Annotated in this window: 11 protein-coding genes; 6 read left to right on the top strand and 5 right to left on the bottom strand. The window is 34.6% G+C overall.

The genetic code is table 11. The features are described from left to right. The first annotated feature begins 102 nt into the window (after positions 1–102). Positions 103–624, top strand: a complete 522-nt coding sequence (locus tag BKP45_RS08345) for a hypothetical protein (protein WP_071389273.1) — start codon at positions 103–105, stop codon at positions 622–624. A gap of 218 nt (positions 625–842) precedes the next feature. Here BKP45_RS08345 and BKP45_RS08350 read toward each other — a convergent pair whose 3' ends face one another. The 5 genes from BKP45_RS08350 to glpA all read right to left on the bottom strand — a co-directional run bounded on the left by BKP45_RS08350 (position 843) and on the right by glpA (position 7869). Further along, on the bottom strand, positions 843–2195 hold the full coding sequence (locus BKP45_RS08350) for a TldD/PmbA family protein (RefSeq protein WP_084787743.1): 1353 nt from the start codon (positions 2193–2195) through the stop codon (positions 843–845). Between the two features lie 2 nt (positions 2196–2197). After that, entirely contained in the window at positions 2198–3586 is a 1389-nt protein-coding gene (locus tag BKP45_RS08355; protein ID WP_071389274.1) for a TldD/PmbA family protein, read from the bottom strand. Between the two features lie 312 nt (positions 3587–3898). Next, complete coding sequence (locus tag BKP45_RS08360) at positions 3899–5113, bottom strand: anaerobic glycerol-3-phosphate dehydrogenase subunit C (RefSeq protein WP_245747413.1); 1215 nt, start codon at positions 5111–5113, stop codon at positions 3899–3901. Further along, positions 5106–6257, bottom strand: coding sequence for an FAD-binding protein (locus tag BKP45_RS08365; RefSeq protein WP_071389276.1), 1152 nt, complete (start codon positions 6255–6257; stop codon positions 5106–5108). The genes BKP45_RS08360 and BKP45_RS08365 overlap by 8 nt, the downstream gene beginning before the upstream one ends. Position 6258: 1 nt before the next feature. Further along, positions 6259–7869 carry an anaerobic glycerol-3-phosphate dehydrogenase subunit GlpA gene (gene glpA / locus BKP45_RS08370; RefSeq protein ID WP_071389277.1) on the bottom strand — a complete coding sequence of 537 codons (1611 nt, stop codon included), beginning with the start codon at positions 7867–7869 and terminating at the stop codon, positions 6259–6261. A 528-nt stretch (positions 7870–8397) separates the two neighbouring features. Between glpA and BKP45_RS08375 the strand changes: the two genes are divergently transcribed. The 5 genes from BKP45_RS08375 (at position 8398) to BKP45_RS08390 (ending at position 12568) form a co-directional block, all read left to right on the top strand. After that, a complete protein-coding gene (locus BKP45_RS08375; RefSeq protein ID WP_139193787.1) occupies positions 8398–9726 on the top strand; it encodes a DUF2254 domain-containing protein in 1329 nt (442 codons plus the stop codon). 590 nt (positions 9727–10316) lie between these two features. Next, a complete protein-coding gene (locus BKP45_RS08380; protein ID WP_071389278.1) occupies positions 10317–11147 on the top strand; it encodes a sensor histidine kinase in 831 nt (276 codons plus the stop codon). Continuing rightward, positions 11144–11761, top strand: a complete 618-nt coding sequence (locus BKP45_RS08385; RefSeq protein WP_071389279.1) for an accessory gene regulator ArgB-like protein — start codon at positions 11144–11146, stop codon at positions 11759–11761. The genes BKP45_RS08380 and BKP45_RS08385 overlap by 4 nt, the downstream gene beginning before the upstream one ends. Positions 11762–11763: 2 nt before the next feature. Continuing rightward, a complete protein-coding gene (locus BKP45_RS21515) occupies positions 11764–11892 on the top strand; it encodes a cyclic lactone autoinducer peptide (RefSeq protein WP_084787747.1) in 129 nt (42 codons plus the stop codon). 211 nt (positions 11893–12103) lie between these two features. After that, positions 12104–12568, top strand: a complete 465-nt coding sequence (locus tag BKP45_RS08390) for a hypothetical protein (RefSeq protein WP_071389280.1) — start codon at positions 12104–12106, stop codon at positions 12566–12568. The last annotated feature ends 178 nt before the right edge of the window (positions 12569–12746 follow it).

Consider the following 12746-nt stretch of genomic DNA (forward strand, 5'->3'; position numbering starts at 1 on the left):
AACTTTTAATTACTCTTAATAGAATCTAATAGACGCGGCAATAACGTTATGAAACTTCAGTAAATGACGTAACAAAAATAATAACATGAAGGAGTTGATATGATGATTTACCAAAAAATCCAAAGTAATTATAAACCTACGTATGCCAAATCACTTAGAAGCCGTCTATTCAATACGTCTTTCTTGCGCGAGTATGGAAATATTATGACAACGATTATTGACTCAAATGAATTTTGGAATAACTTAAGACAACGTGTTGATTTTCTTGTTTATGCTAATGTTCTTAAATATAGTTCTTTTGATAAAATTAACCCCGAAGAAACCAATATAATAGAAGCTAATTTCTTATTTGAACAGATTGAGAAAGAGATTAAATCACTAAATTTAGATTATGAAGAAATTTTGATCGATGAGCTATTCCGCCAGTTTACTAGATGCATCAATGGGAAGTTCATTTATTCAAACAATGATTATGAGTATTTTTCTGCACCTTATTTTTCAAGTGAAGTCTATGGCAATATCCCAGACCAAGGTACGATATATTTAGACAACCTAACTACCGATTTGTTTGATGAGCCTTTAGAAGATCTTATCAAAGCCATCACAATAAGGATGGAAAAGTAGTCTTTTTAGAGCATGCCTAACACTCACTGACAAAACCTGGTAATTTTTTTACGTTTCCATTGATTGAGAAAGAGCTGACACCCTAATAAGACGTTTCCTTTTGGGTGATCATTCACATATAAAACCTTCAATCAGTACGAGTTTCCGCACTGATTGAAGGTTTAGCAAAAATCTCAGTCGCCATTTATCCGCTATATATAAATTTAATCTCCCACTAACTACTCCCCGGATACGGCTAGTCTTTTAATTTTTAATGATGGAGAACCAATATACCCTCCTGATGGCATACCAAAGTCTAAATCATTAGCAACAGTCTCAATCTCTTCTAACATTGTATAAAAATTTCCAGCGATAGTAATTTGGTTTACAGGCCGTTCAATAACTCCAGCTTTTACAACATACCCATTTGCTGACAATGAGAAGTCACCAGAAATTGCATTTGCTCCTGAATGGAGACCTTGTAAGTCCGTAATCACAATCGCTTCTTTTTCAGATGCTACTAATTGTTCATATGTTTTTTCTCCTGGCTCTATAAACAAATTAGAAGGAGCTATCGTCATTGTTCCTTTATAAGAAGACTTTGCACCATGACCTGTAGGAGGTATTTGATCTTTTGTCGCTGATTTCAAATTGTGTAAATACGTTTTTAAGACACCTTTTTCAACGACTTGTAACCGTTGTGTCGCAACCCCCTCACTATCAAAAGATCGACTCATAAAACCACTCTTTAAAAAAGGATCATCAACAATGGTAACGTATGAGTTTGCTATACTTTTACCTAATTTGTTTGCTAGTTTTGATTTACCTTTATGAACGTTATCCGCTGAAAACGAAGGAGTAAACACTCGTAATAATGCAGCCGCTGCTTTATTTCTTAAAATTATGGGGTAATCTTTACTAGCGATCGAAGTTGCCCCTAGAGTACTTAGTGCTTCTTCAACTACTTCAGTTGCCAGTGCAGTTGCGTCAAACGTTGAAAAATCTCTCGCTAATGTAACCTTAGATGCAGTTTTAATATCCTCTCCATCTTTTACAACGACAGAAATATACGTATACACGACATTCCCTTTTTCGTACTTTTCAAGTCCCTTTGTATTGGCAATCATTTTTTCTGAAGCTACAGATTCTAGTAAGCAATAATTAACACTTGTTACTTTGTCACTTAATGAAAAGCAAATAGTTTCGATTTTTTTCAGCAAGTTTATTTTCTCTTCATTCGTTACTGATGCTAATTTTTCAGAATATAATTCGATTTCTTCGTATTTTTCCGAACCTGAAAAAATGATTTCATTGTCTTCACTATCAATAATTGTTGCATTCTCTTTTGCTTCCTCAAGTAAAAACTGTATCGATTCTTCATCAATTTTTTCCGTATAGGCATAGCCCATTTTCCCCTGATAAATACCGCGAAATGATACACCACCTACATTTGCGATACTAAAACTATCAACGTCACCTTTATAGATTTTTGTACTAAATTTGCCGCCACTTTGATAATACAATTCCATCTCTGAAAAACCATAGTCTTTTCCTTTGGTAAAGAGGCTATTCTTAAAATTTAATATGTCCATCATTATTTCCCCTTTCTCCCACCAACCGTAATCTCACTAACACGGATCATTGGTTGCCCTACATTTACGGGAATTGAACCACTAGATGACCCACACATTCCTTGCCCGTGAGCCAAGTTGTTTCCAACCATATCCACTTTTTGAAGTGTTGTCGGACCATTTCCAATTAATGTTGCACCTCGAACCGGTTCTGCGATTTTCCCATTACGAACGATATATCCTTCATTTATCGCAAAATTGTAATCACCTGTAGCAGGGTTTACGGAACCACCACCCATATACTTCGCGTAAATTCCAAACTCGGTATTCGCAATAATTTCTTCAGGTGTTGATTTTCCAGGTGCAATGAATGTATTGGTCATTCTTGAGGTCGGAGCATATTTATATGATTCTCGTCGACCAGAACCAGTAGATGTTGTTCCCATTCGTCTAGCTCCTAATTTATCAACCAAATAACCTTTTAATATACCATTTTCGATAAGGACATTTTTACGTGTCATTTCACCTTCATCATCTACATTGGCAGAGCCCCATTCATTAGCCAAAGTCCCGTCATCAATATACGTCACAAATTCTGGAGCAACTCGCTCGCCAATTCGATCAGCAAAAACCGAGTTTTTCTTCGCAACCGATGTTGTTTCTAATCCGTGCCCACACGCTTCATGGAAAATAACACCTCCAAACTCGTTATCGATGATTACCGGGAACTTTCCACTTGGACATTCTTTTGCATGGAGCATTGTTACTGCAATTCTAGCAGCCTCTTCACTGTAATGTTTTAAATCAAGTTGTTCTAATAATTCAAATCCTTTATGAGCACCAGGTGAATAAGAACCCGTTTGCATTTGATTCCCTTGAGTTGCTACTGTTTGGATCGCTAAACGAGTACGAATCCTTTCATCTTCGACTAATCGGCCTTCAGAATTTGCGATTTGTACTCGTTGCTGCTCGTCCCGATAGCCAACTGTTACTTGTGAAATATGTTCATGGTAATTTTTTGCAGTTTGATAGATATCTCTCATGACATTTATTTTTTGTAATTTCGGTACTTGCCTTGGTGTATGTACAATTGAATGTTGGTTTGTGAATGAACGACAAGTAAAATTTAATATGACGTCATTTGGTTGTCCTTTCATTGCTTGTGCAGCTTCTCGAGCGACTTTAACTAACTTATCTCTATCGTGTTCATTCGTATAGGCGTAGACACTATTAACCCCTTGAAAAATTCGAATACCAATCCCATAGTCCCTACCAGAGATACACTTTTCAACTTTCCCACCGACTAGTGAAATATTTGTATTACTTTTATCTTCTACAAAAACTTCAGCAAAATCGCCTCCTGTACTTAATGCTGCAGTAATTAAATCTTCAATAATTGATTGATGAAGCATTTTTTCCCCTCCCTAAATTTCATGGTGTTTGATTAGCACCTTAATACAAGAACGTTCTTTTTACCCGTTTCAAAATATAAATTTACTTTCTCGTTCGAAAAAAAACATTCATTGAGGTATGACATCTTATGGATACCTCTACGTTGAATCGAAGCTTCCATTTCAACGTACTTCTAGAATATCTAAAATAATAGATGAAAGAAATAGATTCGACGATAAAGTATCTTTTTTATAATTTAACCCTTTAGCGAAGTAAAACTTAAAGTACAAAAAAGACATGAACAAAACAGTCCATATCTTTTTTGATTACCTCTATCTATTGTGGGCCTTTTCGTACGACTCAAGTATGATTTCCATTGGATGTCTAACTAGTTTATTTGTCACTTGATTTAATTGATTTTTGCACATTCCACATTCTGTAACTGTATAATCACTATCTACTTCGGCAACAGTTTCAGCTAAATCATTTCCTAGTTTCATTGAATATTCATATTTTTCTTCTTTAAACCCAAAGGTTCCACATTGTCCACAACAAGAAGCAGCAAGATCTTGAATTTCGTAGCCAGGAATTAACTCCAAAATATCCATGGTAGGATTACCAATTCCTTGCCCTTTCATATGACAAGGAGCGAAATAAGCTGCCTTCACTTCCGTTGGAGCAAAATCCACATTCAATTCATCTTGGTCATATAGTTGGCGTAAATATTCATTAGCATCATAAATATGCGTTGCTAATTCGTTTGCCTCTTCAGTCCTTAAAAAGGAAGTGTATTCTTTCTTGAAAGCTAGTGTACAACTTGTGCACGTCATGACAATATCATAACCTTGACGAGTATATTCTAGAAGTTTATCTGTATTGTATGTGGCATTTTTCAATCCTTGTTTCATTTGTCCATTCGCAAACATCGGCACTCCACAACATTTTTGCTCTGGTATTGCTACTTCAATATGATTGTACTCCATTACCTTAACAAAAGCTTCGGCTACTTCAGGTGCGTTGTAAGTAGCATAACAACCTACAAAATAAGCTACTTTTCGTTTCGTACTGGATTGTTTCTTATTATATTTTCGATGAAAATGATGAAATTGATAAGTTGGGAACTGGCGGTCGGCATGTATTCCCATTAACATTTGCATCATTTTTCGGATTGGTTTTATCTTCATCGTCACATTTGTCACAGGCGCAAAAGCTGACGCTATTTTTCCTACTAATTCTGCATTTCCTAATACAAAATCACGAAATTTTGTTCCTTGTTGCTCATTATGAATCGCCTTCAAATAAGAGGTAAGTGTTGATATATGAACATTTTCTGGACATGAGATGTCACATGTACCACACAACGTACACAGTTCAATTCGATGATCATCAATGATCTGTTGGTTGTCGGTCAACCTTTTTAGTTCTGGTCCTAAATGTTTTGGTCCTCCAAAGTCTATTGACGCACTAGAAATAGGACAATTTGCGGTACAGACATGACACTTTAAACATTTTTCAAATGTAGCATCGTGAAAGTTTAATTCATGCATGCTGTAATCCCCCATTTTGTTCTATCTTTTGTATTTGTAAGTTTGTAGAGTAACTAGATACGATGGAATAAATTCCACCTGTAATTCCATGAGAGCAAACATTTTTGCCTAAGGCCGCTCCAACTGGGTAAACATTGATTGGTTTCTTGATGAATGCTCCATTATGATCTACAGGAAGTTGTAATGCCGTTTCTTTGATATTTGTCGTTGTTACCTCTAATCCACCACCTAAAGCTCCGCCAGTAGCAAGAACAAAATGGTTTCCTTTTATTTGGGAAAGTCGATGATTTGATCGTACTGATATCTGCGTTAATCTTTCTGCCCGAAGTTTACATCCAATTACTTCAGCATCTAAATAAAAACGTACTCCTAATCTAGTGGCCATCCTTCGTAAAATTTCATCGAAACGTACCGCACTTGCATTAGGTGGCAAACCAGGGGCTTCGGTTATTTCAGCGTGTAATTCCGTTCTAAATTGACCTAACGTCTCTTGCCAATTTTGAATACCAAGCGCAGATGGAAAAATAAACATATCTACCTTAGAAAGTTTACATTCGTTTAACTTTTCCTTTATTTGGTTAATAACGCGTTCACGAACTTCTTTTTGATCTAGTAAACGCGCGGCATCTAACTGCGTCATTGTTCGTTGTGAAGAAGCACCAAGCTTTACCTTCATCGTTTCAACGGTTAACATGGGCCTTGCGGTTAACAAATTCCCTTTCATAAATTGTGGTTGAAAATCGATCATTTCGTGAAAACCAACAACTACTACACAACCACCTTCTATTATTGGAGTAACTGATTTTGGGTATAATGCTGTATACTTCACATGACCACTAGCAGTTACAATAGGAACTGGATTTTCAATTTCTCCTAAATATGGATAAGATCCTTGATCCATTAACGACTTAAAATGGTTGATACCATGTTTGATCATGATTTTATCTTGATTTATAAAATCAAAATATTTTAACCATTCAGCTAAACCTTTCGTAGAACCTGGTAATAAATCCATTAAACCTGTAGATTGTTGATTTTTCCCTGTCCCTTTAGCAACAAGAGCCACCTTTTTGTTTTGTTGTTTGGCATAAATCGCTGACAGTAATCCCGTTAATCCTTGACCTACAACGACCACATCATACATGTTATTCCTCCCCCTTTCGAACACCTAACGAAACATGGTAAATCGTATCCATCATTTGTAATTGCTTACTCGTTTGTCCCGTAGCTACGACTTCCATTCCTTTTTTACGATTGTGAACAGCTTCATTTAACGCCCAATTTGCTTCATCTTGAGTTGCTATCCCCTTTTCAACGGCAAGCGCTGCGACACGATGATTACAAAACGTCCCTTGACAAGGCCCCATACCTAGTCTAGTCCGACGACGAATGTCACTAAGATTAAATCGTCCTTCTGGCATAGCCGCTTTAATTTCTGCCCATGTAATTTGCTCGCACTCACAAACGACAATGCGATCATCACTGTCTGTTTTAAGCGACGTTTCAATCGTTTTGGCATTTACCCCTGCCCAATGCTGAAGTTTCGTTTTTGCAGCTGTTGCAAGATGAATGTCATTAAAAAATTCTTTAGCATCACGATGTGCAACTTGTTCTTCAGCCGTTGTACACGTTGCCGAAATCCCTAATTTCTCGCAAGCCATATCCACCGTTTTTTCTGCCATATGGCGAAAGGTTGTTAATTTACCACCCGTAATCGTAACAAACCCTTCTAACCCATCTCGTTTTTGATGATCTAGTAAAGCGATACCACGTGTTACATTCCTCCCACTAGAATCATGGTCAGCATGATCTTGATACAAAGGTCTACTGCCACAAAAAGCACGGATCATTCTCATCTGTGTAACTTCTGGAACTAAGGCACTACCTTCTTTTAACATTTCAATCATTTCTTCACGCTGCAAAGTAAAATCATTGGGATTATTAACATTTTTTCCAGTTGTTCCAAAAATGGTTACATTATGGGCAGGCACGAATATATCTGCATCACCAGGCAAACGCAGGCGATTAATGACTTGTTTATTTATTCGATGATTTAATACGGTTAACATTCCTTTATTATTGATCAGTTTTAATGGAATTTCTGCAAGTGCACAAACTCTTGCTCCCCATGGCCCTGCAGCATTAATAAATAAATTCGCATAAATGTCCGTTTCTTCACCAGTATATTGATTTCGAATAGTAACACTACAAACTTTATTAGCTGATTTATTAATTGAAATAACCTCACTATAAGTTAAAACGTTGGACCCTCTAGTTACTGCATCAGCACAAACGTCAATCGTTAAAGTAAATGGATCGACTGCCCCATCCGGCACATGAAAAACCGCTTGAACATTTTTATTTAAATAGGGTTCCTGTTGTAATGCTGTTGAAATTGGAATTTCGGTAACTGGTATTCCTACTTTTTCACATGACTTAAGCCACTCACCTACATAGGCATCATCATCCTCCGGTACTTTTGCAAAAATACCACCAGTTGCTTCAATAGATCCAGGAACCGTTTTTTTCAAAATTAAATTTTCACAATAACTTTCTATTGCTGCATCTTCATCGCCTACTGCATAGCGAGCACCTGAGTGCAGTAAACCATGATTTCTCGAAGACGTCCCATGTACCAAGTCCCGTTGCTCTACTAAAATTGCTCTAATCCCACGTAAAGCTAAATCACGAAGCACCCCTGCTCCTGTCACTCCTCCACCAATAACAACTACTTCTGTTTCTAATCTCTGTCTCATCATTGTCCCCTCCCCACTCTATTAGGAAGTAATTGGAAATCACTAAATATACAAAAAGCCATAAAAACCCACAGAGGGATTCCAAAGAAATCCCTGTGAGTTTTTATGGCTGTCTCCAATACTCCGGCCAACTATTATGTTTGATTTAAGATTACCACAATTAGTGTTTGGTCCACTAAATTAATTATGACAAAGTGATGAAACCTTAAGTAAATGATTATTTTATGCCCGTGGTATAAGTTGAACTAACAATCAGTGGGGGATGAAGGAAAACCCCCACTGATTGAAGTTCAGCTTTATCTTTTTATGAATTTCATTATATCCTACACATAGATACTCCTGCACTTAGTTCCATTGAACCGTTCGTTACTAAATATAGATGTTTATCGGTCCTTTTTAGTAATAAAATCTTCCTTATAAAAAGTAAAAGACCGATTATCAAAACGTTAAAAATCGGCAAGGATGGATAATAAAGCTTCTTTGTTATATTACTAATGGAGCTTTACTGTAAAAAAAGGAAGTGAAAAGGTGAATAATCTAAAAATGTCCTTCACACAAATCCGTTCAAATTTTTGGTATATTCCAACTTTATATGGATTTATAGCAGTACTTTTTTCATTTTTTAGCTTATACGTTGATCCATTTTTAATGAATTTTGACAACGCATATGTGCTTATTCCTACAGTATTATTAATTGATATTGATTTAGCAAGAACAATATTAAGTTCAATCTCTGCCTCATTACTTACAATGACTACCATTACATTCTCAACGATTTTAGTAGTATTAACGACATTTTTATCTGAATATTCACCACGAACGATTCAAAATTTCATTACTGATAAAAATACACAAAGGGTTTTGGGAATATTTGTTGGTGGCTTTATTTATTCAATTCTTTTGTTATTGTTTTTAAGAGAAACAGCTTCCGTCACACAGTTCATTGTTCCCTCGTTTGCAGTACTTTTCTCAATTATTTGTTTAATTGTGTTTGTATTTTTTATCCGGCATGTTTCGACTTGGATACAGGTAAGTAATCTCATTCACCATATCACTTTAAACACAATTCAAAAAATCGAGAGTACACTTAGTGCTGCAAGGGAAAATCATAAAGATGCTCCTTGGGAAGATTGGGAAACTGAGGAAATTACCCAAGAAAAACCACAACAAATCAGCTTCACTAACGCTGGTTATATTAAACATATTAATATTGAAGGGTTAGTTGAACAAGCAACGAAAGACGATATTATTATTAAAATCGAGAAAAATATCAGTGAATACGTTGACAATGATACTCCACTTCTTTCTTTATGGGGGACAAAGGAAAAGCTGAATATCGAACAATATAAACAATACTTTTCAATTGGAACTGAAAAGGCCCCTATAGATAATATAGATTTTGGGTTAACGAAGATTGTCGAGATTACGCTGCGAGCTCTATCTTCTGGTATCAATGATCCAAATACTGCTATTAATTGTATTGAAAACCTAGGAAAAATCCTTTCAAAACTTGGTAGTAAACATTTACCGAGATCCTATCACCACGATAAAAACAGAAATTTACGAGTTATCTATGATAAACCAAATTTTAACAACTATTTGTATAAATGCTTTTATCAGATTAGACAATATGGTTTTCAAGATATTTCTGTACTCTCTGCAAGTCTTAAAGCTTTTACACTGATAGCAGAAACAAATTCTGAAGAGATTAAATCTTCCATTTGGGAATTTACAAAGTATGTAATAGAAGGAATTGAAAAAGATAAAATGTTATCGTTGGATCGGAACTATATCAATCAAAAAATAAAACAACTCGCAAAAGTTACTGGGCACATAAAAGACTACAAACCATTATAAAGCTGAACTTCAATCAGTGGGGGTTTTCCTTCATCCCCACTGATTGCTAATAATTCTATATCGGACTTTTGGAGCAGTTAATCCGCCACCTAAACTTTTCGATTTTCTTACGTTTTGAGGTGGGTGTCTTATTGCCCCTTAAGAGCGGGATAAACAATAAGTCTTCTCATCATGTGAGTGGGCTTTTTTGTTTCAGTGATTCATGAAAAAAATAGTTAAGATGATCTTTAGTGTTTTCAAACTTCTTTTCTTAAATTGAACCTTTCTATTAAAATCGACTTAAAACACGTTAAAATCTATCAAGAAAATATAACCCTCTAATTATTTCCCCCAAAAAAAATCACTTTTAATAATAGTCAATACCTTATAATCACTAGACTTAGTGTCTTATTTCTGTTAGATTTTATAATATATATATCGACATATTACGATAGTGTCTTTTAATTTTTGGCACTCCCAAGGCTCGTTTCGCTAGACAGTTTACAAGTTATAAATTTTATAAATTCTTATCTTTTAATATAAACGGGAGGGGAAATATGACATTTATCGTTTCATAATGTATCGATAAATGTCATATTTCATATCATTCAATGAAAATTAGTTACTTAGTTATCATATTACTGTTTCAAATTCTTTTAATTTATCATTTAATTTCATCAATGATTGCATTCAATGATAGTTTAGAAATCTATGGTATACCTGTCCATTTGGTCTTTGTCGTTTTATTAAATTTACTTTCACTTATTATACTAGGAAAGCTCTATAAACGTGAGGAACAAAGAAAGATTCAAAGTACAGAATCTACACATGTCGAACAATTTCGTTCGTTAGTTACTTCTGTACGGTCTGATCGGCATGACATGAACAACCATTTAACGGTCATTTCAGGTTTGTTGAAAATAAAAAACTATGAAGCTGCCAGTAATTACATTAAACAAATGATCGGTGATATTTCTATTAATAATCAAATATTAACAATTAAAAGTCCAATACTTGCGTCTATGTTATTTTCAAAAATGAATAAGTTCCAAAAAGAAGATGTTTTATTTAAACTTACTATTTCGAATGAAGATATAGTTAATCATTTTTCCTCTACAGATTTAATTCGATTACTTAGTAATCTCCTTGATAATGCTTATGATGCAGTACTTGAACTACCGCGAAACGAACGCAAAATCTATTTAGATCTTTACGAGGTCAATCATCAATCTATCATTTCTGTTAAAAATACTAGCGATAAGAAATGTATAGATGAAAACTTTTTTGAAGCTGGCTATTCAACAAAAGGAGAAAATCGTGGATTTGGGTTGTCGATTATCCAGGAAATCACTAAAAAGTATAACGGAACGTTGGTTACTAAATCTACTCATAACCTCATTATGTTTGAACTAGTTTTTGCGAAAGGAGAAAATAAAGGATGATCAGTATCATAAGCCAGCGATTAGCTGAAAAATTATATGATCTTGTAGAAAATAAACATGAGGTGGATTACCTCCGTTACGGCATTGAAATCATCCTCTCAGGTTTCATTAAGCTTATCGTTCTACTCATAACAGCTCTAGTTCTTGGCCTTCTTCAACCAATGATCACTGTTCTTTTCACTTTCGTTCTGTTTCGAACTTTAACTGGTGGATACCACTACTCTACTTATGGTCGTTGTTTAGTTGTCGGACTTCTTATGATGACTGGCATTTCATACTTTTCAGTGAAATTAGCTGTTTTTTTAAATTTTCAGATATTGTTAAGTTTATTGATTATATCTTTTTTACTAGGTTTGATCTTAACTTATAGGTTTGCGCCTTCTAATCACTTCTACAAACAAATTACAGATAGACAAAAACAAAAGCTTAGGAAATATGCCTTTATCGCAATCGTTATTTGGTCATTTTTGATTTGTTATTTACTAACGAATTCCTATTCTTTAGAATTAATCCTTGCTTCAATTTTAGGATTTTTATTTCAAATGAGTACGATCCATCCGTATTCATACTCATTTGTAAATAAAATAGAAAATTTAATCGAAAGGGTGAATTAATCATGAAAAAATCAGCAAAGGTTGTAGTAGGTTTCATCATAACAGCTATTGTTTTTCTAGCTAAAACTGAGATTAGTACTGCATCTAGTAGTATCTTATATCAACCAAAGTTACCAAAAGAAACAAAATAATTATGTAATTAAGGTCCAAAATCTTTGGACCTTTTTTGCATTCTTAAATCGATGTAAACATTAGTTTATCGTCAGATTTTAGTCTCTAGTAATATTTTACTACTATTTCCACCTGTAAAATCTCCTTACCATGAAAAAAATGTCGATTTTTGGCGGGGTATCATGTATACTAACAAAAGTGATTATTTCTACAACATGAGAGGAGTTTTACATGGCTTGGTTTAGTTATTTTTTATTATCAGTTCCAGAAGCATTCTTTATGATTTTAATAGCATTTGCTTTAGTAAATATTGCTATTAAAGAAAATATTAAATCGATGATCATTTTTTCATTTTTATATGGTGGAGTTGCATTTCTATTAAGTACGTATATGCAAACATCATTAAAACCACTGATAACGTTTATTATATTTGGTTTATTAGTAGCTGGTGTTTTTCATATTAAATTAATAAATGGATTTATTATTAGCTTAATTGCATTCTTCTTTTTACACACGTATGAAATTATATTTATCTTGCTTTATGTACAAATTTTCCCTATTACGATTGAACAAATCGTATCAAGCCCATGGCTACGAATTTTAGCAGGTTATTTCGCTGTCCAAATTCCAATATTAATAACAACATTAGTGCTACTTAAATTTAACCTTAAAATCAAATTACCTTTATTAAGATAGATAACTCGTTCTAGCTTCGCTAGAACATCGGAAATTCAGATGGAGTCTCACCTCCACCTGAATGGAAGTTCCCACCTACGCTACGCTTAGAGGTGGGGGCTATGCCCCTTAAGTACAAATCAGTTTGATTAATTTCCCAATTAAACATAGGCAGTTGAAGTCATTCTATTAAAGCCGT

The organism is Anaerobacillus alkalidiazotrophicus, assembly GCF_001866055.1.

What these genes read in the sequence shown, in the direction of transcription:
- BKP45_RS08345 (WP_071389273.1), top strand. Translation starts at nt 103, where the DNA reads ATGATTTACCAAAAAATCCAAAGTAATTATAAACCTACGTATGCCAAA.
- BKP45_RS08350 (WP_084787743.1), bottom strand. Translation starts at nt 2,195, where the DNA reads ATGGACATATTAAATTTTAAGAATAGCCTCTTTACCAAAGGAAAAGAC.
- BKP45_RS08355 (WP_071389274.1), bottom strand. Translation starts at nt 3,586, where the DNA reads ATGCTTCATCAATCAATTATTGAAGATTTAATTACTGCAGCATTAAGT.
- BKP45_RS08360 (WP_245747413.1), bottom strand. Translation starts at nt 5,113, where the DNA reads ATGCATGAATTAAACTTTCACGATGCTACATTTGAAAAATGTTTAAAG.
- BKP45_RS08365 (WP_071389276.1), bottom strand. Translation starts at nt 6,257, where the DNA reads ATGTATGATGTGGTCGTTGTAGGTCAAGGATTAACGGGATTACTGTCA.
- glpA (WP_071389277.1), bottom strand. Translation starts at nt 7,869, where the DNA reads ATGAGACAGAGATTAGAAACAGAAGTAGTTGTTATTGGTGGAGGAGTG.
- BKP45_RS08380 (WP_071389278.1), top strand. Translation starts at nt 10,317, where the DNA reads ATGAAAATTAGTTACTTAGTTATCATATTACTGTTTCAAATTCTTTTA.
- BKP45_RS08385 (WP_071389279.1), top strand. Translation starts at nt 11,144, where the DNA reads ATGATCAGTATCATAAGCCAGCGATTAGCTGAAAAATTATATGATCTT.
- BKP45_RS21515 (WP_084787747.1), top strand. Translation starts at nt 11,764, where the DNA reads ATGAAAAAATCAGCAAAGGTTGTAGTAGGTTTCATCATAACAGCTATT.
- BKP45_RS08390 (WP_071389280.1), top strand. Translation starts at nt 12,104, where the DNA reads ATGGCTTGGTTTAGTTATTTTTTATTATCAGTTCCAGAAGCATTCTTT.